Origin of the sequence: Mycobacterium sp. 050128 (genome assembly GCF_036409155.1) — a bacterium.
Taxonomy (GTDB): domain Bacteria; phylum Actinomycetota; class Actinomycetes; order Mycobacteriales; family Mycobacteriaceae; genus Mycobacterium.
The window spans coordinates 2,918,191-2,942,453 of sequence record NZ_JAZGLW010000001.1 but is presented as its reverse complement, the minus strand read 5'-3'; the positions used below and the strand labels follow the sequence as shown (position 1 = coordinate 2,942,453).

General features: G+C 68.2%; 20 protein-coding genes. 6 read left to right on the top strand and 14 right to left on the bottom strand.

What is annotated here, in order from left to right; genetic code table 11:
* The first annotated feature begins 2 nt into the window (after positions 1-2).
* Positions 3-677: a methyltransferase family protein gene (locus SKC41_RS14250; protein ID WP_330978166.1), complete on the top strand. Its 675-nt coding sequence runs from the start codon at positions 3-5 to the stop codon at positions 675-677.
* A gap of 26 nt (positions 678-703) precedes the next feature.
* A complete protein-coding gene (locus SKC41_RS14245; RefSeq protein WP_330978165.1) occupies positions 704-2,410 on the top strand; it encodes a CocE/NonD family hydrolase in 1,707 nt (568 codons plus the stop codon).
* On the opposite strand, the gene glgC is transcribed toward SKC41_RS14245, so the two are convergent.
* Positions 2,407-3,621, bottom strand: a complete 1,215-nt coding sequence (gene glgC, locus SKC41_RS14240) for a glucose-1-phosphate adenylyltransferase (RefSeq protein WP_090605428.1) — start codon at positions 3,619-3,621, stop codon at positions 2,407-2,409. The genes SKC41_RS14245 and glgC overlap by 4 nt on opposite strands.
* Before the next feature lie 216 nt (positions 3,622-3,837).
* On the opposite strand from glgC, the gene glgA reads away from it, so the two are divergent.
* Positions 3,838-5,001, top strand: a complete 1,164-nt coding sequence (gene glgA / locus SKC41_RS14235) for a glycogen synthase (protein WP_330978164.1) — start codon at positions 3,838-3,840, stop codon at positions 4,999-5,001.
* A 21-nt stretch (positions 5,002-5,022) separates the two neighbouring features.
* Here glgA and SKC41_RS14230 read toward each other — a convergent pair whose 3' ends face one another.
* The 7 genes from SKC41_RS14230 to SKC41_RS14200 all read right to left on the bottom strand — a co-directional run bounded on the left by SKC41_RS14230 (position 5,023) and on the right by SKC41_RS14200 (position 10,942).
* Positions 5,023-5,190, bottom strand: coding sequence for a DUF3117 domain-containing protein (locus tag SKC41_RS14230; protein ID WP_003406247.1), 168 nt, complete (start codon positions 5,188-5,190; stop codon positions 5,023-5,025).
* A gap of 212 nt (positions 5,191-5,402) precedes the next feature.
* Positions 5,403-5,918: a DNA-3-methyladenine glycosylase I gene (locus SKC41_RS14225; protein WP_442931685.1), complete on the bottom strand. Its 516-nt coding sequence runs from the start codon at positions 5,916-5,918 to the stop codon at positions 5,403-5,405.
* 59 nt (positions 5,919-5,977) lie between these two features.
* A complete protein-coding gene (locus SKC41_RS14220) occupies positions 5,978-6,334 on the bottom strand; it encodes a DivIVA domain-containing protein (protein WP_330978162.1) in 357 nt (118 codons plus the stop codon).
* Between the two features lie 47 nt (positions 6,335-6,381).
* Positions 6,382-7,368 carry a glucosyl-3-phosphoglycerate synthase gene (locus SKC41_RS14215; RefSeq protein WP_330978161.1) on the bottom strand — a complete coding sequence of 329 codons (987 nt, stop codon included), beginning with the start codon at positions 7,366-7,368 and terminating at the stop codon, positions 6,382-6,384.
* On the bottom strand, positions 7,365-8,189 hold the full coding sequence (gene folP, locus SKC41_RS14210) for a dihydropteroate synthase (RefSeq protein ID WP_330978887.1): 825 nt from the start codon (positions 8,187-8,189) through the stop codon (positions 7,365-7,367). Before folP ends, SKC41_RS14215 begins: the two co-directional genes overlap by 4 nt.
* Positions 8,190-8,560: 371 nt before the next feature.
* Complete coding sequence (gene fadD6, locus SKC41_RS14205; RefSeq protein WP_330978160.1) at positions 8,561-10,345, bottom strand: long-chain-acyl-CoA synthetase FadD6; 1,785 nt, start codon at positions 10,343-10,345, stop codon at positions 8,561-8,563.
* Between the two features lie 33 nt (positions 10,346-10,378).
* Positions 10,379-10,942 (bottom strand): TIGR00730 family Rossman fold protein, encoded by a 564-nt coding sequence (locus SKC41_RS14200; protein ID WP_330978159.1) that lies wholly within the window; start codon positions 10,940-10,942, stop codon positions 10,379-10,381.
* 99 nt (positions 10,943-11,041) lie between these two features.
* Between SKC41_RS14200 and SKC41_RS14195 the strand changes: the two genes are divergently transcribed.
* Positions 11,042-13,213, top strand: coding sequence for an AAA family ATPase (locus tag SKC41_RS14195; protein ID WP_330978158.1), 2,172 nt, complete (start codon positions 11,042-11,044; stop codon positions 13,211-13,213).
* Here the strand turns inward: SKC41_RS14195 and dapE are convergent.
* Positions 13,210-14,286, bottom strand: a complete 1,077-nt coding sequence (gene dapE, locus SKC41_RS14190; RefSeq protein WP_330978157.1) for a succinyl-diaminopimelate desuccinylase — start codon at positions 14,284-14,286, stop codon at positions 13,210-13,212. The two genes, SKC41_RS14195 and dapE, sit on opposite strands and share 4 nt — an antisense overlap.
* 38 nt (positions 14,287-14,324) lie before the next feature.
* Between dapE and dapD the strand changes: the two genes are divergently transcribed.
* A complete protein-coding gene (gene dapD, locus SKC41_RS14185; RefSeq protein WP_330978886.1) occupies positions 14,325-15,278 on the top strand; it encodes a 2,3,4,5-tetrahydropyridine-2,6-dicarboxylate N-succinyltransferase in 954 nt (317 codons plus the stop codon).
* A 1-nt stretch (position 15,279) separates the two neighbouring features.
* On the opposite strand, the gene SKC41_RS14180 is transcribed toward dapD, so the two are convergent.
* The 3 genes from SKC41_RS14180 to SKC41_RS14170 all read right to left on the bottom strand — a co-directional run bounded on the left by SKC41_RS14180 (position 15,280) and on the right by SKC41_RS14170 (position 19,029).
* Positions 15,280-16,536, bottom strand: coding sequence for an MFS transporter (locus SKC41_RS14180; RefSeq protein ID WP_330978885.1), 1,257 nt, complete (start codon positions 16,534-16,536; stop codon positions 15,280-15,282).
* 126 nt (positions 16,537-16,662) lie between these two features.
* Entirely contained in the window at positions 16,663-18,084 is a 1,422-nt protein-coding gene (locus SKC41_RS14175; RefSeq protein WP_330978156.1) for an acyl-CoA synthetase, read from the bottom strand.
* Between the two features lie 36 nt (positions 18,085-18,120).
* Positions 18,121-19,029: an alpha/beta fold hydrolase gene (locus SKC41_RS14170; protein WP_330978155.1), complete on the bottom strand. Its 909-nt coding sequence runs from the start codon at positions 19,027-19,029 to the stop codon at positions 18,121-18,123.
* A gap of 101 nt (positions 19,030-19,130) precedes the next feature.
* On the opposite strand from SKC41_RS14170, the gene SKC41_RS14165 reads away from it, so the two are divergent.
* Positions 19,131-20,306, top strand: a complete 1,176-nt coding sequence (locus tag SKC41_RS14165; RefSeq protein WP_330978154.1) for a cytochrome P450 — start codon at positions 19,131-19,133, stop codon at positions 20,304-20,306.
* Here SKC41_RS14165 and SKC41_RS14160 read toward each other — a convergent pair.
* Positions 20,303-22,591, bottom strand: coding sequence for a CaiB/BaiF CoA transferase family protein (locus tag SKC41_RS14160; protein ID WP_330978153.1), 2,289 nt, complete (start codon positions 22,589-22,591; stop codon positions 20,303-20,305). The genes SKC41_RS14165 and SKC41_RS14160 overlap by 4 nt on opposite strands.
* Entirely contained in the window at positions 22,588-24,057 is a 1,470-nt protein-coding gene (locus tag SKC41_RS14155) for an aldehyde dehydrogenase family protein (RefSeq protein WP_330978152.1), read from the bottom strand. Before SKC41_RS14155 ends, SKC41_RS14160 begins: the two co-directional genes overlap by 4 nt.
* Positions 24,058-24,263: the final 206 nt, after the last annotated feature.

Genomic DNA, 24,263 nt, shown 5'->3' with positions numbered 1-24,263 from the left:
TCATGAAAACCGGGATTCGCCTGGCGGCATCGTCGGTGCTGGGAACAGCCGCTTTGGGGGCGATCCTGTTCGCGCCCGCCGGAACACTGGACTATTGGCAGGCTTGGGTATTCATCGCTGTGTTCACGACTGCCACGCTAGTCCCCAGCATCTATTTGGCCCGAACCAATCCGGCTGCCCTGCAGCGACGCATGCACGCCGGGCCACGCGCGGAGACCAGACCGGCCCAGAAAATCATCATCGTCGCATCGTTTCTCACCCTCTTCGCGACGATGGCGTTCAGCGCGCTCGACCATCGGTTCGCCTGGTCGCCGGTGCCCGCATGGCTCTGCGTACTCGGCGATGTGCTGGTGGTGGCCGGGCTGGGGGTCGCCCAGCTGGTGATCGTCCAAAACAGTTATGCCGCAGCTACTATCACCGTTGAAGCGGGACAGACATTGACCACCGACGGCCTCTATGGATTCGTGCGGCATCCGATGTATGCCGGGGACACGGTCATGATGATCGGTATGCCCCTGGCGCTCGGCTCCTATTGGGGGCTGTTGTTCGTCGTCCTGGGCGCCGCGACGCTGGTGCTGCGCATTCGGGACGAGGAAAGAATGCTCACCGGGGAAATGCCCGGATACCCCGAATATGCGCAACGGGTGCGCTATCGACTGCTGCCGTACGTGTGGTAGCGGCCGGCAAGCTCTAGGGTGTCGGTGTGGCGCGAAATTCGGCACCGGCGCTCGACCGACCGTGGCGACGGCCCGGAGCCCTCCGTTATGCACTGGTACGGCTCCGTAGCATCGTCAAACCCCCGATCACCGTTACCGATCCTCCGAGTGACCTCGTCGTCGAACGCGACGTCGAGGTGCCGACCCGCGACGGGACGGTGTTGCGGATCAACGTGCACCGAAGCGGGGGCGAAGCCCGGCCGGTCATCCTGAGCATCCACCCGTACGGCAAGGACAACCTCCCGCGGCGGCGGTTCGGGAGGTGGACGTTCTCGGTGCAATACCGCGTGTTGCGCCAGCCACGACCGGTGACCTTCTCAGCGCTGACCGGTTGGGAGGCGCCGGACCCCGCCTGGTGGGTTCCGCACGGTTTCGTGGTGGTCAACGCCGACTCGCGCGGCTGCGGCCACTCCGATGGCACCGGCAAGCTGCTGTCGCGCCAAGAGGCCGAAGACACCTACGACCTGGTGCAGTGGCTGGCCGGCCAGCCGTGGTGCGACGGGCGCGTTGTCATGCTCGGGGTGTCGTACCTGGCCATCAGCCAATACGCGGTGGCCGCCCTGCGGCCCCCGGCGCTGCGGGCGATCTGCCCGTGGGAGGGCTTCACCGACGCGTACCGCGACCTGATGTTCCCCGGCGGCGTGCGCGAATTGGGGTTCATCAAGATGTGGTCGCGCAACTTGCGTCGCGACACGCGACAGGCCTACGACATGGAGCAGATGCAGGACGATCACCCGCTGCGCGACGACACGTGGCGCGCGGTGGTGCCGGACCTGTCGGCGATCGAGGTCCCCATGCTGGTCTGCGGCAGCTTCTCGGACAACAACCTGCATAGCCGCGGTTCGATCCGGGCGTTCACGCGCGGCGGGTCCGCTCACGCCCGCCTCTACACACACCGGGGCGGCAAGTGGGCGACGTTCTACTCCGAGGCGGCGCGGGCCGAACAACTCGACTTCTTCCGGGACGTGCTCGACGGCGCGGTCGGCACCCGCAGTGTCCGCCTCGAGGTGCACGAGGACCGCGACACCGTCGCCGCGGTGCGCGAGGAGGCGGACTGGCCGCTGCCCCGAACTCGTTGGCGGCCTCTATATTTGGGTGGGCATCTGGGCGGGCCGGGTCTGCTGATGCCCGACCGGCCGGCAGCCCAAGGGTGCGTCGAATTCGAAACACTTTCCCGTGCAGCGGCATTCAGCTGGACGATCCCCGCCGATATCGAGCTGACCGGTCCGATGGCCGCTCGCCTGTGGGTGGAGCTGGACGGCTGCGACGACGCCAACCTTTTCGTCGGCGTGGAGAAGTGGCGCGGCGGCCGGTTCGTCGCGTTCGAGGGGTCCTACGGCTACGGCCGCGACCGGGTGACCACCGGGTGGCAGCGGGTCTCGCTGCGGGCGCTGGACCCCCAACTTTCGCGTCCGTGGGAGCCCGTCGCGACCTGCGCGGAGCCACAGCCCGTTGCCGCCGGCGAGGTAGTCGCCGTCGATGTCGCGCTGGGCCCGTCGGCGACGCAGTTTCGCGCCGGCGAGGAGCTTCGGCTGGTCGTCGCCGGGCGGTGGCTGTGCCCGACCAACCCGCTGGTCGGTCAGATGCCCGCCGCCTACGCGAACTCGCCGCGGGGTCGCATCACGGTGCACTGGGGTCCGGACCGTGACGCCCACCTGTTGGTTCCGGAGATCCCCAGAGAGCGGGAAGGCTAGACCCAGACGCCCTTGCCGACCGCGACCACGCCGCCGGCGCTGATCGCGAAGCGCTCCCGGTCCTTCTCCAGATCCACCCCGACCATTTCGCCGGGCCCGATCACGACGTTCTTGTCCAGGATCGCGTGGCGCACCACCGCGCCACGACCCACCCGGGCGCCCGGCATGATCACGCTGCCCTCGACGATCGCGCCGTCGTCGACCACCACGTTCGACGACAACACCGAGTTGCGCACCGAGGCCGCCGAGATGATGCTGCCCGCACCGACGACCGACTCCTGGGCGGAGCCGCCGTTGACGAACTTCGCCGGCGCCAGGTTCTCCGTGGCGCCGCGAATCGGCCAGCGCCGGTTGTACAGATTGAACACGGGGTGCACCGACACCAGATCCATGTGCGCGTCGTAGAACGCGTCCAGCGTCCCGACGTCACGCCAGTAGGCCCGGTCCCGGTCGGTGGCGCCGGGGACCTCGTTGTCGTTGAAGTCGTAGACCGCGGCCATCCCGTCGTCCACCAGGCGGGGAATGATGTTGCCACCCATGTCGTGATCGGATTGGTCGTCGTCGGCGTCGGCGCGAATCGCGTCGACGAGCACCTTGGTGGTGAAGATGTAGTTGCCCATCGAGGCGAACGTCGTCTCCGGGTCATCGTGGGTGCCCGGCGGTTCCAGCGGCTTCTCGACGAAACTGCGGATCCGGCCAGAGTCGTCGGAGTCGATGCAACCGAAGGCCGAGGCCTCGGTGCGCGGCACCCGGATGCCGGCGACGGTCGCGCCGGCCCCGCTGTTGATGTGGAAGTGGACCATCTGCTCGGGGTCCATCCGGTACACGTGGTCGGCGCCGAAAACCACTATGTAGTCCGGGTCTTCGTCATAGATCAGGTTCAGGGATTGGTAGATCGCGTCGGCGGAGCCGGTGTACCAGCGCGGGCCCAGGCGCTGCTGGGCCGGCACCGGGGTGATGTACTCCCCGGCCAGACCGGACAACCGCCAGTTCTGCGAAATGTGACGGTCAAGTGAATGCGACTTGTATTGCGTGAGAACGCAGATCCGCAAGTATCGCGCATTGACGAGGTTGGACAGCACGAAGTCGATCAGACGATAAGCGCCGCCGAAGGGAACTGCGGGCTTGGCCCGGTCTGCGGTCAGCGGATACAGCCGCTTGCCCTCACCGCCGGCCAGGACGATGCCCAGCACGTGTGGTGCTTCCCTCATGACTCCAAACCTATCGGCCGTCGCGAACCGCTGCCAGGGGTAATCCCGCTGGCCGCCGTTGCGACGGGCTGTCCGTCAAGGCATTTGGCAAACTTGACCGCCGCTCACCGTAATCGATTGTGCCGCCCGGCGCGCGGCGGCGGCGCCGGGGGAATTCACCAGCCGGTTTTCCGTCCGACTCGCGAGCGGCGTGACAGGCGAACTACGGTGCGGTGTATGCGGGTGGCAATGATGACGCGGGAGTACCCACCAGACGTCTACGGGGGAGCCGGCGTACACGTCACCGAGCTCGTCGCCCAACTGCGCCGACTGTGCACGGTCGACGTGCACTGCATGGGCGCACCGCGCCCCGGCGCCGTCGCGCACGAGCCCGATCGGCGCTTGCGCGGGGCCAACGCCGCGCTGTCCACGCTGTCGACGGATCTGGTGATGGCAAACGCCGCAGCCGAGGCCACGGTGGTGCATTCGCATACCTGGTACACCGGCATGGCCGGGCACCTCACCGCGATGCTCTACGACATCCCCCACATCCTGACGGCGCACTCGCTGGAACCGCTGCGGCCGTGGAAGGCCGAACAGCTCGGCGGCGGCTACCGGATCTCGTCGTGGGTGGAGCGCACCGCGGTGCTGGCGGCCGATGCCGTGATCGCGGTGAGTTCCGGCATGCGCGAGGACGTGCTGCGGGTCTACCCGGCGCTGGATCCCAGCCAGGTGCACGTGGTCCGCAATGGCGTCGACAGCGACGTGTGGCATCCGGCCGGACCGGCGGAAACCGGGTCGGTGCTGGCCGAGCTCGGCGTCGATCCGAACCGGCCGATGGTGGCGTTCGTCGGGCGGATCACCCGGCAGAAGGGCGTCGGCCATTTGGTCGCTGCCGCGCACCAATTCAGCCCGGACGTGCAACTGGTGCTGTGCGCCGGCGCTCCCGACACCCCGGAGATCGCGGACGAAGTACGCACCGCGGTAGACGAGCTCGCCCGCGTCCGCACGGGCGTGTTCTGGATCCAGGAAATGCTTCCCGTCGCGGAGTTACGCGAAATACTCTCGGCGGCGACAGTTTTCGTGTGCTCATCGGTGTACGAGCCGTTGGGCATCGTCAATCTGGAGGCGATGGCCTGTGCGACCGCGGTGGTGGCCTCCGACGTCGGCGGAATTCCGGAGGTGGTCGTCGACGGAGTCACCGGTTCGCTGGTGCATTACGACGCCGACGATGCAAGCGGTTACCGGACGGGATTGGCAAAAGCGGTCAATGAACTCGTCGCGGACCCGGCGAAGGCCGAGCGCTACGGACGCGCCGGACGCCGGCGATGCATCGAGGAATTCTCCTGGGCACACGTCGCAGAGCAGACGCTAGAGATCTACCGAAAGGTGTGTTCTTAGCTGCCCCGACGCCCGGGGGACTTAGCTGGTGACGCCTTTGAGTTCGTCGCCCAGGGCAGCGGCCTCGTCGGGCGTCAACTCGACGACGAGACGGCCACCACCTTCAAGTGGTACCCGCATTACGATGCCGCGCCCCTCCTTAGTCGCTTCCAGAGGACCGTCTCCGGTCCGGGGCTTCATCGCCGCCATCGAGTGCTCCCTCCAGATTCGAGTGGACCCGTCCTCGCGAGCCTGGTCGGCGGCGAGCTAGTCCCGCCAGCGGATTTCCAGCCATACCCGACTTTGAACTGCCAAATCACCCCCCCATTGTTCCCTATTCCGGTCACTAAATGCACAAGACCCGTCGGTAGGGCCGTCCGCGGGGTCTCGAGCGTGGTTTGCCGGGCCTATCGCCCGAGCCCTCATCGTGGTGCGGGAACCCAGCAATTACGGACGTGGTCGTCGACCATCCCGGTCGCCTGCATCAGCGCGTACGCGGTGGTGGGGCCCACGAACCGGAATCCACGGCGTTTGAGTTCCTTCGCCATGGCCTTGGATTCGTCGGTAGCGGAAGGGATCTCGGATTCGGAGGCGGGACGCGGCCGCGACGGCGGCGCGAACGACCACAGCAGGTCGGACAGGTCTTCCCCCGATCCCAATTCGGCCACCGCGCGCGCGTTGGCAATCGTCGCATCGATCTTGGCCCGGTTGCGGACGATGCCGGCGTCGGCCATCAACCGCTGCACATCGGCCTCGGTAAAGCACGCCACCTTTTCGATCTCGAACCCGGCGAAGGCACGGCGGAAATTCTCCCGTTTGCGCAGGATCGTCAACCAGGACAGGCCGCTCTGAAAGGCCTCCAGGCTCATCCGCTCGAACAGAGCCACCCGGCCGCGCAGCGGGCGGCCCCACTCCTCGTCGTGGTAGTCGCGGTACATGTCGAAGTCGGGCCCGGGCCGGCCCACCGCCCAGCTGCAGCGAATCCGCCCGTCATCGGTCACGCCGGATCCTGCCCGGGGGTGTCCTCGCCGTTGGCCGCGTCGACGGCCTCGTTGCCCGCCGCTGTCCCGGCCGTGCTGACCGCCGCCAGCTGACCCCGCAGCGCCTCGAGCTCGCGGGCCAGCCGATCCAGCACCCAGTCGACCTCGCTGGTCTTGTATCCCCGCAGCACCTGGGTGAACTTGACCGCGTCGACGTCGGTGCCGGTGACTCCGTACGCGGGCAACACCGTCGCCGTCGTCCCCCGCGGCAGGGGCGGCAACTGCTCACCACGCCCGAACAGCAGGCTAGCCGCGCCGAACAGCACGATCGCCACCAGCAACAACACCACGATGTAGAGCAAGACCAACGCCACGGAATCGATAGTGCCCTATGCCGCCGACAGGATGGCGAGCGTGGGCCCTATTGAGGCCTGACCCCGTTCATCGGCGGCCGGTCGGCCAGCGATACCGGCCGGGTGTGCTGGGTGTAGCCCTCGCCGTCGGCGAAGAACTGCGTCAGCCCGACCCCGGAGTCGGGGATGCCGCAGCGCGACAGCAGGGTCGCGATGACCTGACGGCTCATCGCGCCCAGCTCGGCCAGCGGCCGGTTGCGGTGGGCCCGCACACCCAGATTGACCTGGGCGATCGCGTCCAGGCCCAACCGGTCGAAGGTGTCGACCAGCAGGCCGATCTCCACGCCGTAGCCCGGGGCGAACGGCAGCGAGGTCAGCAGTTCACGGCTGGCCGCGTATTCGCCGCCGAGGGGCTGCAGCACGCAGCCCAGCTCCGGTCGCAGCGCCGCCAGCAGGGGCCGGGCCACCAGCTCGGTGACCCGCCCGCCGCCGGTGGCCGCGTCGCCGCCGGTACCACCCGCCTCGCTGACGCTCAGCGGTCGCCGGTAGAAGCTTTTGACCAGATGAATGCCGTCGCCGATCAGCAAGGGTCCCAGCAGCCACGGCACGAACATGGGGTGCGGGTTGATCAGGTCGGAGTCGACGAACACCACGATGTCGCCGCTGGTCGCGGCCAGCGAGCGCCACAACGCCTCACCCTTGCCCGGCCGGGTCGCGACCTCCGGCAAGGCCTGTTCGCGGCTGACGACGCGGGCGCCGGCCGCAATGGCGCGGATCTCCGTCTCGTCGGTGGAGCCGGAGTCCAGCACGATCAGCTCGTCGACCAGCCCTCCATCATCTCGGACCAGCGGCGAGATGCTGCCGACGACCGAGGCGATGGTTTGTTCCTCGTCGAGGGCCGGCAGCACCACCGAGACGGTTCGCCCGCCCTTGGCCTCTTCCAGCTGCTTGATCGTCCAGGTGGGACGGCTCCAGCTGCGATGCGACAGCCACCGCCGCGCCGCGGCGGCCCCACTGCCGGTCAGCTCCCCGGCGACCAGGTCGGATGCCGTCATGCCAGTCCTCTCACGGTGCGCGCCGGCGGCCGGATGCCCTGGATGGAGGCGACCATTTCCAGCACCCGTCGCGTCTCGGCGACCTGATGCACCCGAAATACGCGTACGCCGGCGGCCGCTGCCAGCGCGGTAGCTGCCAGTGTCCCCTCAAGCCGTTCGGTCAGTTCCACACCCAGAGTCTCCCCGACAAAGTCCTTGTTGCTCAAAGCCATGAGCACGGGCCATCCGGTATTAACAAGTTCGCTCACGTGGCGCAACAGGACCAACCCGTGGAAGGTGTTCTTGCCCATGTCGTGCGTCGGGTCGATCAGTACCCGGTCGGGTGCCACTCCGGCGGCGACCGCGCGCTCGGCGGCGCCGGTGACCTGACGGATCACGTCGTCGACCACGCCGCGCGTGGTGGTGCCGAAGCTCACCCGGAACGGACGGGTGCGCGGCCGGGCGCCGCCCGTGTGCGAACACACCAGGCCCACGCCGAGCTCCGCGGCGACCTCCGGCAGGGCCGGGTCGACGCCGGCCCAGGTGTCGTTGATCAGGTCCGCGCCGGCCGCGCAGGCCAGTCGGGCGACCTCGGAACGCCAGGTGTCGACGCTGATCAGCTGGTCCGGGTAGGCGCCCCGCAACCATTCGATGAACGGCACCAGCCGGGCGATCTCCATGTCCGCGTCGACGTTCTCGCCCGGGCCCGCCTTGACCCCGCCCACGTCGATGAGGTCGGCGCCGTCGACGACGGCCCGGTGGACGGCGGCCCGGGCCGCTTCGTCGCTGAAGGTCGCACCCTTGTCGAAGAACGAGTCCGGTGTGCGGTTGATGATCGCCATGACCAGCGCGCGATCTCCGGCAACGGGTCGACCGCACAGAGTTGACTGCACACGTCCATAGTGCCTGGTCCGTCGGCGGCAGGCCGCCCCGGATCGGACGTCACACCAGGCACACCGGAATCGGCGCGACCAGGCCTAGCAGGCAACCCTCCCGAGACTGCACCCAGGGCTATCCGACGTCGCCGAAACACGCGCTGTGCGCAGACTCGACGCCGTCGACGCAGACGTGACGACGGTGCGGCCCCCCAAGGCCTTAGCCTTGCGGTCGCTTACCGGCTCGAACTGATTGGCCGGTGCGCTCCCCCAAGGGCCTTAGCCTTGCGGTCGCTTACCGGCTCGAACTGATTGGCCGGTGCGCTCCCCCAAGGGCCTTAGCCTTGCGGTCGCTTACCGGCCGCGACCTCGTCCGGGTATTCGTCGTAGAACGGCACATAGCCCTCGTCGCGGCCGGCCAGCACATAGAGCGGATCCGCCACGTCTGGCCCGTAGGCCTGCTCGCGCAACTCCACCTTGCGGCTCTTGAACGTCGTGGTGTGCTCGAGCGTCTTGACCACCCGGACGAACAGCGGCAGCGCGTAGGGCGGCAGCTGCCCGTACACCGCACTGGCCAGCGCCTTGCCGTCGAACTCCGCGCCCTCGCGCAACTGGACCGCGGCCATTCCGGCACGTCCCCCGGTGTTCGGCACTTCGACGCCGAAGACGGTGCACTCCTCGACGGCCTTGTCCGACGCCACCGCCGCTTCGACCTGCGTGGTGGCGACGTTCTCGCCCTTCCAGCGGAAGGTGTCGCCGAGCCGGTCGACGAACGCGGCGTGCCGCATGCCCTGCGGGCTCATCACGTCGCCGGAGTTGAAGTAGCAGTCGCCGTCGCGGAAAGCGTTGCGCACCAACTTCTTTTCGCTCGACGCCTTGTCGGTGTAGCCGTCGAACGGCTGCAGCCGGTTGATCGGGCTGAGCAGTAGACCGGGTTGACCGGCCGGCACCCTGCGTACCCGGCCGTTCTCGTCGCGCAACGGGTCCCCGGTGTCGGGGTCGTATTCGACATACACCAGCGGCATCGGCGCGATGCCCGTGGAACCGGGCACGTTGAAGATGTTGATGAACGCCGTATTGCCTTCGCTGGAAGCGTAGAACTCACACACCCGCGAGATGCCGAACCGTTGGGTGAAATCCTTCCAGATCTCCGGGCGCAATCCGTTGCCGGCGATCAGGCGCACCTTGTGTTTGCGGTCGGTGTCCTTCGGCGGCTGATTGAGCAGATAACGGCAGATCTCACCGATGTAGATGAACGCGGTGGCCTCACACGCGATGGCCTCGTCCCAGAACCGGGAGGCCGAGAACGACTTCCCCAGCGCCAGCGTCGCCCCGGAGTTGATCGCCGACGACAGCGCCACCGTCAGCGCGTTGTTGTGGTACAAGGGCAGGCAGCTGTACAGGGTGTCGGAGCCCTTCAGCCGCAACCCCAGTCCGCCGAACGCCGCCAGGGCCTTGAGCCAGCGCAGATGCGTCATCACGCTGGCCTTGGGGAACCCGGTGGTGCCCGACGTGAAGATGTAGAAGGCGGTGTCGCGAGCCTGCACGGCCCCCACCGAATCCGGGTTGGTGGCCGCCGCGCCGACCGCAAAGCGCTCCAGGTCTTCGATCGTCAGCGTGTTGGCGGTGCCCGCGGAACCGGACTCGGCGACGGCGCTGACCAGGTCGGTCTCCGCGATCAGCACCTTGGCGTCGAGCAATCCAAGGCTGTGCGCGAGCACCTCACCACGCTGGTGGTAGTTGAGCATTCCGGCGACGGCCCCGCACTTGACGGTGGCCAGCATCGCCAGCACCGTATTGGGCGAATTGCGCAGCATGATCCCGACGACGTCGCCGTGGCCGACCCCGCGCGCGGCCAGCACCGCGGCATACCGATTGGCGGCCGCGTTGGCCTCGCGGTAGGTCAGCTGCTGGTCACCGAAGCGCAGGAAGACCTTGTCGCCGTAGCGGGCGGCACGGTCCTGGAACACGCTACCGATCGACCGGTGCGAGCCCGGCTGGGCCAACAGCCCGGTCGCCGCGCCGCGAGCGACCACCCGCATATCGGCCAGTACGCCCGGTAGTCCCGACGCGATGTCGGTCAGGCCGATCCGGCTGCGTGCTCCCCCGGCGTGATCGGACACGTGCTCCCTCGATTCCCCTTGACGCAGCCGACCTCAGACAGGGGCGCACGCCTCGATTGCGTCATTCACCTTATCGACCAGCACCAGCGTGTCCATCGCTGCCTGCGAGATGTACCCGCGGTCGACCAAGCCGTTCAGCCAGACCCATAAGCCCTCGTAGTGTCCCCAGGTGTCCAGCAGCACCACGGGTTTGTCGTGCATACCCAAAGAGCCCGTCGTCCACGCCTCGAACAGCTCGTCGAGCGTGCCGATACCGCCGGGAAGCGCGATGAACGCGTTGGCGCGGTCCTCCATGATCCGCTTCCGGTCGCGCATGTTGTCGGTGATGATCAGCTCGCCGGCGTTCGCGTCGGCAAGTTCGCGGCGCACCAGCTCGCGCGGGATGATGCCGACCGTGTTGCCGCCGCGGGCGCGCGCCGCACTGGCCACCGCGCCCATCGCCGAAACGTTGCCGCCGCCCCACACCAGGGTCCAGCCGCGGTCGGCGATCGCTTCGCCGAGTTCGCTGGCCAGATCAAGCAATTCGCGGTGTGTGGGGCCGGATGCGCAGTAGACGCAGACTGCCCATTCGCTCGAGGATTCGCCGTCGGGGCGCATAGTCGCCAAGGTAGACCAAAGCCCTTCGAGCCGTGCGCATACGGGGCTTTCGCGCTGGCTAGTCACCGGCTGGACACCGCGCCGCAATAAAATCCGGCGATGCCGATTCGATGGAACGTCCCGCAGCACGCGTCCACGTTGGAACGACTGAACTCCGCTCTGGGTGACGGGGCGCGGCGCGGTGCGGTGGTGCTCGGTCCCGACGGTGTCGGCAAGTCGACCCTGGCGCGGTTGGCCGCCGAGAACTTCGCCAGCGGCAACCCGAGCACTTTCATCCGCTGGGTCACCGGCACCCCGACCGAGCGCGTGGTCCCGTTCGGCGCCTTCGGCCATATCGTGGACTTCTCCAGTTTCGGGGCCGACATCGGGAAGCCGGCCGCGTTGCTGCGGGCGGCCCGGGCATCGTTGAGCCGCGACCGGCACGGCGATCTGCTGCTGATCGTCGACGACGCTCACAACCTGGACATCCTGTCGGCCACCCTCGTCTACCAGTTGGCGCTGGGCGGCACCGGCCGGATGATCGTCACCGCCCGCGCGGACGCCGCACCGGAGGTGATCGCCGCGCTGTGGACCGACGGCCTGCTGGAGCGCATCGATGTCGACGCGCCCGGAGAGGCCACCAGCACGGCCGAGGTCGACACCTTCATCGCCGAGTTGCCCGCGGCCGCGCGGGCGGTGCTCGACTATCTCGCCGTCGAGGAGCCGCTGTCGCTGGCCGATCTCACCGCGCTGGCCGGCGACGGCGCGGTCACCGTGGCGCAGGAGTGGGGCGCGGCCGAAACCCGGGTGCGCGACGAGCACGCCGTGGAGGCACCTCCCGCTCGCGGGGGAGATCCGGTCGTCTACACCGCCCACCCCCTGTTCTCCGAACGGGTGCGGGCCGCGTTGGGCGCCGATGGTGCCCGGCGGCGGCGCACCCAGTTGGTCGAGCTGCAGTCCCTGCATCCGTCGGATCACCTCAGCGACCGGCTGCGGCTGGCGTCCCTGGCGCTGGACAGCGATGCCCCGCAGCCGGTGGCCGAGGTCGTCGACGCCGCACAGCAGGCGCTGCGGCTCGGCGATCTGACGCTGGGCGAGCGATTCGCCCGCGCCGCGCTGGCGCGCTGCGAGGATGGCCAGGCACTGGCCGCGCGGCTGCCGCTGGCGAATTCGCTGGCGTTTCAGGGCCGGGGCCGAGAGGCAGAGGAACTGCTGGCCGCCGTCGACTCCGCCGCGTTGTCAGAAGACGAACTGATGGCCTGGACCCTGCTGCGGGCGGCCAACCAGTTCTTCATGCTCAGCGAGCCGGAGCGGGCCACCGCGTTCCTGCTGACCATCCGCAATCGGGTCGACGACGTCGCTGGACGCCTCACCCTCGACGCGCTCAGCGCCACCTTCGCGATGAATGCGGGCAACGTCGAGGGTGCCGTCGAGATCGCGCACCGGGTGCTGGACTCACCGGCCGCCGACGACCAGGCGGTGGCCTGGGCGGCCAGCGCGGCCACGCTGTGTTCGGCGCGCCAAGGCCGGTTCGCCGACGTCGAGCCGCTGGCGCAGCGGGCGCGCAACGCCGAGCACCCCGGACTGCTGCGGTTCACGGTCGGCCTGGGCGAGACGACAACCCTGCTGATGGCGGGCCGGGTCGAAACGGCGACCGAACTGGCGCAGCAATTCACCGATTTCGCCGAATTGCAGCAGCCCGGCCGCGCGATCGGCGAGGTGCTGCTCGCGCACATGCTGATCGCCGCCGGCCGATTCGCCGATGCCGCCGCGCTGTTGGGCCCGGCGGCCGCGGCCCTGGAACGCACCGGCTACTCGTGGGGGCCGCTGTCGCTGATGCTGCTGGCCACCGCGCTGGCCCAACAGGGCGACATCGCTGCCGCGGCAAAAGCCTTGAGCAGAGCGGAATCTCGGCATGGCACCAAGTCGGCTCTGTTCAGCCCCGAGCTGGGCGTGGCCCGGGCCTGGCGGCTGGCCGCCGCGCGCGACTCGCACGGGGCGATTTCGGCGGCCCGCGACGCGGCCCGGATGGCCGAACGGCGCGGGCAGTCGGCGGTGGCGCTTCGCGTCTGGCACGAGGCCGTCCGCCTCGGCGACATCCGCGCGGTGGATCCGCTGGCCCGGCTGTGCGACGAGGTCGACTGCGTGGCGGGACAGCTCGCGCTGGCGCATGCCAAGGCGCTGGCGACCAACGACGGCGACGCGCTGCGCGCGGTGGCCGGGGAGCTGACGGCGGTCGGTCTGCACGCCGCGGCCGCCAATGCGGCCGCGCAGGCCCAGCAGTGCGCTTAGCCGCCCAGGTATCCCCGCAGCATGTCCACGGCGGCGGTGATCGCGGCGACGGGTACCCGCTCGTCGCGGGTGTGCGCCAGGTTGGGGTCGCCGGGCCCGAAGTTGACCGCCGGGATGCCCAGGGCGGCGAATCGGGACACGTCCGTCCAGCCGTACTTGGCGCGCACCTGCCCACCGGCGGCCTCGACCAGCGCCTTGGCGGCCGGCCGCGACAACCCGGGTAGCGCTCCCGCCGCGCCGTCGGTCTGCTCGATCCGCACGTCGATTCCGTCCAGCACGTCGTGCACGTGTTGCAGCGCCTCGGTGAGCGACCGGTCGGGGGCGAAGCGGTAATTGACGGTGACCGAGGCGGCGTCGGGAATCACGTTGCCGGCGACGCCGCCGTCGACCCGCACCGCCGAGAGGCCTTCGCGGTATTGGCAGCCGTCGATGTCGACCGTCCGAGCCTGGTACGAGGCCAACCGGTCCAGCACCGTACCGAGTTTGTGAATTGCGTTGTCGCCCAACCATGACCGCGCCGAGTGCGCGCGAGTTCCGGTGGCGCTGACCACAACTCGCAGCGTCCCCTGGCAGCCGGCCTCGATGTAGCCGCCGGTGGGCTCGCCCAGGATCGCGACGTCGGCGGCCAACCAGTCCGGCAGCTCGCGCTCGATGCGGCCCAAACCGTTTGCAGCCGCGTCGATTTCCTCGCAGTCGTAGAGCACCAGCGTCAGATCGTGTGCCGGTTCGGCCACCGTGGCGGCCAGATGCAGAAAGACGGCGTCGCCGGATTTCATGTCCGAAGTGCCACAGCCGTGCAGCACATCGCCTTCGGCGCCGGTGCAGCGATGGCTGGGCAGGTTGTCGGCAACCGGGACGGTGTCGAGATGGCCGGCCAGCAGCACCCGCGACGGCAGGTTTCGCTGGGTGCGCGCCAGCACCGCGTTGCCGCTGCGGACGATCTCGAAGCCGGTGGTCTGGGCGCGCAGCGCGGCCTCCACCTCGTCGGCGATGCGTGCTTCGTCTCGCGACTCGCTGGGGATGTCGACCAGCGCCGCGGTCAACTCGATCGGATCGGAATGCAAGTCCAGCACGCAACCAGGCTATCCGTCTGCTCGGCGCGGCAAGTAACCTGACCGCCGTGACTGGAGCTGCAGGTATCGGGCTGGCGACGCTGGCTTCCGACGGATCGATCCTCGACACGTGGTTTCCCGCACCGGAACTGACGGAGTCGGACACCAGCGGCACGTCGCGCCTCGCGCTGTCCGATGTTCCGCCGGAGCTGGCCGCACTGGTCGGACGCGACGACGACCGCAACACCGAAACCGTGGCCGTGCGCACGGTTATCGGCTCACTCGACGAGGTGGCCGCCGACGCCTACGACGCCTACCTGCGGCTGCATCTGCTGTCGCACCGCCTGGTCGCGCCGCATGGGCTGAACGCCGGCGGCTTGTTCGGGGTGTTGACCAATGTGGTGTGGACTAACCACGGACCCTGCGCGATCGAGGGTTTCGAGACGGTCCGCGCGCGGCTGCGCCGCAAGGGGCAGGTGACCGTCTACGGCGTCGACAAGTTCCCGAGGATGGTCGACTACGTGATGCCCACCGGGGTCCGCATCGCCGACGCCGACCGGGTGCGCCTGGGCGCGCACCTCGCATCCGGCACCACGGTGATGCACGAAGGTTTCGTCAACTACAACGCCGGCACGCTGGGCACGTCGATGGTCGAAGGCCGCATCTCGGCCGGCGTGGTGGTGGGCGACGGCTCCGACATCGGCGGCGGCGCCTCGATCATGGGCACACTGTCCGGCGGTGGCACCGAAGTCATTTCGATCGGCAAGAGGTGTCTGCTCGGCGCCAACGCGGGCCTGGGCATCTCGCTGGGCGACGACTGCGTCATCGAAGCCGGCCTGTATGTCACGGCCGGCACCAAAGTCATTACGCCCGAGGCCAAAACGATGAAGGCACTCGAGCTGTCGGGCGGCAACAACCTGTTGTTCCGCCGCAATTCGGTCAGCGGTGCCGTGGAAGTGGTGGCCCGCGGCGGTCAGGGCATTGCGCTGAACGAGGACCTGCACGCCAACTGAGCTACAGCGACGTCCCGTGCATTTCGGGCAGCAGATAGGCCGAGACCAGGCTGGTCAACGCGAGGGCAGCCAGCATCACCCCGATCGACCAGCCGCCGTAGGTCGCCAGCAGCGTCCCGGCGATCAGCGGCGGAAGCGCTCCACCGAAGACGCCGGCCAGGTTGATCGCCAGTGCCGAGCCGCTATAGCGGTAACGGGTCGCGAAGAGTTCGGGGATAAAGGCTCCGATGGGTCCGCTGCCGATCCCGGAGATCGCGAAGGTGCCGACAATCGCAACCGCATACAAGGCCTTATCGCCGGTGTCGATCAGGGGGATCACCACGAACGCCCACGGCACACAGGCCGCCCAGCCCACCAACATGATCCGGCGCCGGCCGAATCGATCGCTCAGAATCGCCGACGCGATTACCGACGCGATGCTCACCAGACCGCTCAGCACGCCGATCGACCAGATGAAGCCGCGCGTGTAACCCAGGTGCGTGTGCGCATACATCGTGAAATACGTGTTGCCCATGTAGCAGAACGCCATCGTGCACAGCACGCTGCCGGCGGCCAACACGATCTCCCGGCCCTGCAGGCGAAACACCTCGGCCAGCGGCGCTTTCGGCACCAGGTCGCGTGACTTTTCCTCGGCGAACACCGGAGTCTCGTCGATGTTGAGCCGCACGTACAACGCCAGTGCGATCAACACCGAGCTGATCAGGAACGGTATCCGCCATCCCCACTGCAGAAACTCGGGGCTGTATTCGCCGATCGTGACGTTCACGCCGAGGAAGGTCAGGCTGCTCAGCACTCCGGCGACACCGCCGCCCAGCAGGGTGAACATGCCGTACAAACCACGTCGACCGCCCGGGGCGTATTCGGCGCTCAACAACGCCGACCCGGCCCATTCGCCGCCCACCGCAAAACCCTGCAGCAGCCGCAGCCCCATCAGGATCAACGGCGCCGCCATCCCGATGGACGCGGTGCTGGGAACCAGGCCGACACTCACGGTGGCCACGGCCATGATCAGCAACGTGGAGATCAGCGTCTTCTTGCGGCCCAGCCGGTCGCCGAAGTACCCGAAGACGGCCGCGCCGATGGGTCGCGACAAAAATGCCGTGGCGAACGTTCCCATCGAGGCGATCATCGCCATGCCGGGTGTGAGGTTCGGAAAGAACACGGCGGGAAACACCAGCGCCGCCGCGGTGCCGTAGATCAGGAAGTCGTAGAACTCGATTGCCGAGCCGACCAGACACGAGATCGCGACCCGCGCCATCGGGGTGGCGCGCGGCTGGTCCGCGATCGTCGTCGCAGCACCCGCCGCGCGGATCGACTCACCCATGGCCCGTCCTCACCTGTCCCTTTGGTGTGTTTGCCTGCATACCAGAACCGGCTCTACGTCTCATCCCTCGGACAGCAACTGCTTCTTGACGACCTTGCCCATCGCGTTGCGCGGCAACGCGTCCACGAACCGCACCTCGCGCGGGCGTTTGTGTATCGAAAGGTCTTGGGCGACAAAGTTAATCAGTTCGTCGGCGTTGAGATCGGAAGCGCCGACCACGAACGCGACGATGCGCTGGCCCAGGTCGTCGTCGGGCATTCCGACAACGGCCGCCTCCTGCACGCCGGGGTGCCCCAATAGCGATGTCTCGATTTCGCCTGCGCCAATGCGATATCCCCCCGATTTGATCAGGTCAACCGATTCGCGGCCGACGATGCGGTGCATTCCCTCGCCGTCGATGACCGCGACATCGCCGGTGGAGTACCAACCGTCGGCATCGAAAACCTCCGCGGTGGCCTCCGGCCGATTCAGGTACCCGTCGAACAGGGTCGGGCCCCGAACCGCAAGCTTGCCAACCGTTTCCCCGTCGTGCGGGACGGGGTCGCCGGCGTCGTCGAGCAGTCTGGTCTCGACGCCACTCAGCGGCAGCCCGACCCAGCCCGGGCGGCGTTCACCGTCGGCGCGCGTCGACACCGTGATCAACGACTCCGAGGCGCCGTAGCGTTCGATGGGCCGGTGCCCGGTCAGCTGTTCCAGCCGGTCGAACACCGGTATCGGAAGCGCCGCGCTACCGGACACCAGCAGCCGTGCCGATCGCAATGTCTCGGCCGCCGTCTGATCGGCCGCCACCCGCGACCACACCGTCGGCACCGCGAAGTACAGGGTGCCACCGGACTCCGTGTGGGCCTTCGCATAGCCGGCCGGTGTCGGTTTTCCGGTGTGTACGAAGCGATTTCCCATCCGCAGCGACCCGAGCAGACCCAGCACCAAGCCGTGGATGTGAAACAGCGGCAAGCCGTGCACCAGTACATCGTCGGGAGTCCACTGCCAGGCCTGCGCCAGCGCATCCAGGTCGGCGGCGATGGCGCGGCGGCTCACCACGACGCCCTTGGGCGCTCCCGTGGTGCCGGAGGTGTAGATGACCATTGCGGTGGCCTCGGGCGCCGGCTCGGGATAGCGATGCCAGGAGCGCGCGTGCAGTCGTACCGGGATGTGCGGCAGCCCTTCGGGCTCGTCAGGCTCGGGTCCCAACCAGGCCTGCGCGCCGGAGTCGGTCAGCATGTGCTTGCGTTCGGCCGCGCCGACATCGGAGGGCACCGGGACGAACGGGACGCCGGCGATCAGGCAGCCGGTGACCGCCAGCACGGTCGACACGCTCGGGGTGGCCAGGACCGCGACCCGGTCCGCCCCGGCGACGCGTTCGGCCACCGACGTGGCACCGCCGACCAGGTCGCTGCGACTCAATACGGCGCCGTCGATCTTGACCGCGTCGGGGATGTCGGTGGCGGTCACGGCAGCGGGATTCAGCGAGGCGAGCAGCACCTCAGCAGGCTACCGAGACTTGTCGGCTATGCGCCGTCAGGCCTGCTCGTCCCATATTTTCATCAGCGTGGCCAGGATCTCTTCGCCGCGGCCCAGCCCGGCCAGATGACTTTCGCCGGGCAGCACGAACAATTCGCAGTCCGCCAGCTTGGACGCCACGTGCTGGCCGTGGGCAAAGGGCACGATGTGGTCGCTGTCGCCGTGCCACCACCGGACCGGGACCTTGACCTCGTCGAGCCGGAACCCCCAGTCCCGGACGAACAGGATGACGTCGTTGAACGGGGCCGCGAGCTGTTTGCGGCTGCCGTTGAGCAAATCGTCCAGGAACATGGCGCCGAACTCGGGCCGGGTGAGCAGCCGCCGGTCGGCTTCCGGCGATATCGCGGCATACAGATACAGCGCGGTGTTCGCGACCGGACGGATGGCCCGGACCATCAGGCTGGCGCCGATCCGCAGCGGGTCGCCGCCCAGCCGCAACAACGGCGCCACCCGCTTGCCCAGGTTCATCAGACCGCTGCTGATCCCTTCGTCGCCGACGAACGGCGCGACGCCCCCGAGCACCCCGGCCGCCACGACGCGATCGGGCAGCACCGCGGCACAGGCGAGTGCGTACGGGCCCCCGCCGGACAGGCCGATGACGGCCATCTTGTCGATACCGAGGGTGTCGGCGATCGTGCCCAGGTCATCGGCGAACGCCCGGATGTTCTCGTAGCGGTGCGGCGTCGACGAGCCGATCCCCGGCCGATCCAGCCCGATCAGCCGGATGCCGTGTTCTTCGGCGTAGACGCGGGCCTCGGTCGGAATTTGCCGGCGGGCACCCGGGGTGCCGTGCAGCCAGAACACCGCCCGGCCCAGGGGGTCACCGAATTCGGCGAACCCGATTTGGCGGTCGTCGCCGACGGCGACGTTTCCTTCGAGCTTCGGACGGGCGATCTCGATGACCATGTCAGCAGCTTGGCATGTGACAAGCCGTTTACGAAAGGCTCACGCCGGTGTCGCATCGCCTTCGGTAGGGTGCTGCTCGACCGGGTCAGGGAGGCTTTGCCATGCAGAGTTCGTTTCCGTTGCACTCCCCCGACTTCTACGCGGGCGATCCCTACCCCTGCTACCAAGAGCTACGCGCGACGGCACCGGTGTGCTGGAACGACGTCGCCAAGTTCTGGGCGCTGCTGCGCTACGACGACATCCGCTTCGTGTCGACGAACCCGGCGCTGTTCACCTCCACCCACGGCATCAACATTCCCGCGCCGGGCATGCCGAATCCCGTGCAGGAAAGCAGCCTCATCTTCACCGACCCGCCGCGGCACCGGCAGCTGCGCAAGCTGATCAACGCCGGATTCACCCGCCGCCAAGGCGCGCTGCTGGAACCGGCGATCCGCGAGATCGTGGGCGGGTTGCTGGACGGCATCGAGCCGGGCTCGGTACACGACTTCGTCGATACCATTGCCGCTCCCCTGCCGGCGCGCGTGATCGCCGAACTACTCGGTGTTCCGCGCGAGGACCGCGAGCAATTCCGGGCCTGGACGGATACGGTGATCGCCACCGCCGGCGCCAACCACGATCTCGACGCCTTCGAGACCGCGGGCCGGCTCTATCACTGCATCCGCCAGCTGGTCGCGGCCAGCCGCACCGCCGGTGGCGACGACGTGTTGGCGGTGCTGGCCGGCGCGCGGGCCGACGGGCTTGGGCTCAGTGACGAAGAGCTGCTTGACTTTTCGTTCCTGCTGCTGGCCTCCGGAATCGAAACCACCCGCAGCCTGCTCGCGCTCGGCACGCTGGCGCTGATCGCGCACCCCGACCAACGCCGGCTACTCGTCGACGATCCGACGTTGGTCCCCGGGGGCGTCGAGGAGATGTTGCGCTGGACCAGCCCCGTGACGCACATGGCCCGCACCGCCACGGCCGACGCCGAGATTCGCGGTCAGCGGATCGCCGAGGGTGAATTAGTGGTGATGCTGTACGGGTCGGCCAACCGTGACGAGGACGTATTCGGTTCCGACGCCGAAGAATTCAAGGTGACCCGGAGTCCGAACCCGCACATCGCCTTCGGCTCCGGTGAACATGCTTGTGTCGGTGCGCAATTGGCCCGTCTCACGGCGACGGTGTTTTTCGGCGAGCTGCTGGGCCGCTTTCCCGATCTGGAGCTGGGCGGCGAGGTGGACCGGATGCCGGCCACCATGTTGCCGTTGGTGACCCGCATGCCGGTGCGGTTCGGCGGCTAGGCGCCGCGCACCCGCTCGCCGATCACCCGCTGATCGCGCAGCGCGGCCACCTCGTCGTCGGACAGACCGAGACCACGCAGGATCTCGTTGTTGTGCTGCCCCAGTGTCGGCGGCGCGCCGCGGTGGTGGCGGTCTGGGCCGGGACTGATGCGAAACGGCCAGCCGGGATAGCGGTGCGGGCCGGTGATCGGATGTTCGAACTCTTCGTAGAAGCCACGCGCGTCGAGCTGGGCGCCGATGAACTCGGGGTCATACATCTGCTCGCCGGTGATCACCTGCTCAACCGGAATGCCCTGCTTTACAAGACTTTTGATGATGTCAGCGGGCTGTTGCGCGCGGGTCCAGGCGGCAACCAGCTCGTCGAAGACGTCGTGGTCGATCGTCTCGTCGCCGGGCAGCGATATCGCAACCCACGCACCGTCGGCGGCGGTCGGATAGACGCCCTGCAGGTAGCCGCGCTGACGGTTGCCTTGCCGGGACGAGACGACCCCGTTCATCGAGTACTCGATCACCGGCTCGGCGGTCACGGCCGCGGCGACCTCGATTTGGGCGACTTCGATCAGCTGCCCTGCGCCGGTCCGGCTGCGGTGTTCGAGCGCGGCGAGCAGCGCGACTGCTGCGTGCACCCCGACGATCGGGTCGGCCGGGCCCTGCGGATTGCAGGGCGGCCCGTCGGGATAGCCGGTGATCGCCGACATGCCGGCGGTCTGCTCGAAGTTCAGGGCCCAGCCGACGTAGTCGCGCCACGGGCCGGCCAATCCGTAGCCGGGCATCCGTATCATGATCACGTCGGGGTTCAGCGCGGTCAGCGCGTCGTAATCCAGTCCGAAGTTCTCCACCACGCGCGGCGAGAAATTCTCCACCACGACATCGGCCGCAGCGGCGAGCCGGCGGGCGATCTCGAGGCCACGCCGCGAAGTCAGGTCTAGCGTCAGGTCGCGCTTGTTGAGGTTGGTGCCCTGCCAGATGGGACTGCGCTCGTACCAATCGTCGCCCTCGTAGGCGAACGCCCCCGAGTAGCGGTGGCCGTCGGGCCGCTGGATCGATTCGACCTTGACGACGTCGGCGCCGAACGCGCCGAGGTAGCAGGTCAGATACGCGCCCGCCCAAAACGTGGTCAGATCCAGCACCCGCAATCCGGCGAACGGCACCTCGCCTGCTGCCGGCGACAGCGGTTGGCCCGCGGTGGACCACGGGGCGGGCCTTGCCCCCAGGCGTGGCGGCGGGCCTGGTTGCGGCACAGGCGTTTTCGAGAACCGGTAGGGCGGCCCGGGGCGTCGATGCGAACCGGATTCGACGAAGAATCCGCGCTTGGCGTACTGCGGGCACTCCAGTACGCTGGCGCCGTCGTTGACCGGGGCGGCCGGAATCCGCAGCGCCTGGCCCAGTTCGACGATCTCGGCTACCGTCTGCGCAGCAAGCATCGGCTCGGCCTTGGCGAAGAATTCGTCGCGTTCGGGACCGCCCAGCATGATCGCGATCTGCTGCTCGCCGTACTCGGGCAGCCCGAGCATCGCGCACACGTCGAGCCAGTGCTGGCCCGTCAGGCAGTTGATGCCCACCCAGCCGTCGGCGGCCCGCACCACTCCCAGCATCGGTGCCGAGCGCATATTCGCCGGCAGCCCAAGTCGTTTCATCCGCTGCGCCATCAGCATCGGATAGGGCAGCGTCGACAGCAACGCCTCGACCTGCGACACGTCCACCTCGCGGATCCGGCCGACGGACCGCATGCGCAGCGCGGTCAGCGCTCCCAGTGCCCCGTAGGACCCCGCGACATATTCGGAGATCCGGCCACCGACCTGCACCGGTGGGCGGTCGGGATCCCGGCTACTGATCCAGCCCGATGCCGCCTGCAAGGTCAGCGGCGTCATCGGCCGGTCCCGCATCGGTCCCGACTGGCCGCAGTGAGAAATACGCAGCACCACCAGGTTCGGGTTGAGCTGTTGCAGGGTATCGATGCCGAGGCCCCAGCCGTCCAGCGTTGCGGGTGCGAAGTTCTCCACCAGCAGATGCGCGCCGGCGATCAGTTCGCGGGCGGCCGCAACGCTTTTCGGCTCATCGAGATCAAGGGTGGCACCGCTCTTGCCCGCATTGAGGTATCCGAACAAGCCGCCGCATGCCGAGTCGGCATCTCCGAACGGGCCCCAGCGGCGCAGCGGATCCCCGGCGGGCGGCTCGATCTTGGTGACCTCGGCGCCGAGGTCTACGAAAAGCTTTGCGGCGTAAGGACCTGCGATCTGGTTGGCGATTTCGACGACGTGGAGCCCGGTGAGGGGTCCCGTCACGCGGGAACCCCGATGGCCATCTGTTCCATGTATTGATGGACGCCGATGAGGCCACCGCCCTCGCGGCCCAGTCCGCTCAGTTTGAAGCCGCCGAACGGCGCGCCACCCGGGCTGCAGCCGTTGACGGCGACCTGCCCGGTCCGGATGCGACGCGCGACGCGGGCAGCGCGATCCACGTCGGCACCCCACACCGCGCCGGAGAGCCCGTACTGCGAGTTGTTCGCGATCGCGATCGCATCCTCCTCGTCGCGGTAGCGCAGCACCGTCATCACCGGACCGAACACTTCCTCTTGCGCGATAGTCGAATTCGGCTCGACACCGGTCAGGATCGTGGGCTCGAAGTAGAAACCGGAGTGCAGGCCGGGCGGACGACGCCCGCCGGTCACCACTTTGGCCCCCTCGCTGCGCGCGCCGGCCACGTGCGCCTCGACCCGATCCCGTTGCGCGGCGCTGATCAGCGGACCCATCTGCACGTCGGGATCGGTGGGGTCGCCGACCTTGACCGCCCCCGCCAATGCGGCCAGCCGATCGACCACCTCGTCGTGCAGCGAATCGGGAAGCAGCAGCCGGCTGTGCAGGATGCAGGCCTGCCCGGCGTGCAGCGAGCAGCCGTCGAACAGCATCTGCTGCAGCATCTCGTCGGTGATCTCGGTGTCGTCGAGAACGATGCTCGCCGACTTGCCACCGAGCTCGAGCAGAAGCCTCTTCATCGTGTCCCCGGCGGCGGACATCACCTGGCGGCCGACGACCGAACTGCCGGTGAAGCTGACCATGTCGATTCGCGGATCGGTGGTCAGCAGCTTGGCGGCCTCGACGCCCGACGGCGTGACCACGTTGACGACACCCGGTGGTATGTCGGTGTATTCGTCGATGATCCGCGCGAGGGCAAGTCCGGCCAAGGGCGTCAGCGGTGACGGCTTGAGCACGACCGTGTTTCCCGCGGCAAGGGCATGGTTGAGCTTCATCACGTTGAGGCAGTGCGGGAAGTTCCACGGCGTCAGCACGGAGACCACGCCCAGCGGCTGATGGCGCAGCACCGTGGTTCCCGCGCCCATCCCGCTGACCTCTTGGTCGGTCAGCTGGGTGGCGAGCTGGGCGGCGTACATGGACATGAACCCGGCGCCGTCGATCTGCATCATCCGCTCGTTGGCGATGCAGCCCCACTCCACTTGCGAGAGCGCGAAGAAGTCGTCGGCGTGTTTCATCAGCGCATCGCCGAGCTGACTGAGACACCCGGCGCGCTGCTCGGCGCTCATCGTGCCCCACGGTCCGCTGTCGAAGGCACGCCGCGCGGCCGCGATCGCGTCGCCGACCTGTGCGACGCTCGCGTCGGGTGCGTTCGCGATCACCTGCTCACTGGCCGGGGAGATGTCCTCGTAGCGACCGTCGGCCGGCTCGACCCAGTTACCGTCGATATACAGCTGGTAGGTGTCGACAAGCGTTTTCGGAGTTTGTAGCTCGGTCATCTGCGTCCTCACCCGACGGTCGGTCATCTAAACACCTGGTGTACACCCATGCACCTGTGACGTCAATCACCAATTGCGTGAATTCCGGGGTATTACACCGCGTTGCGCACGTATTGACAGCGTCGGGCAGGCCAGAGTAGACACAACGTCGCAGGACACATTGCGACAATCTGTCGGATAGTGATCCCGCTGGTTCTAGGAGGCCC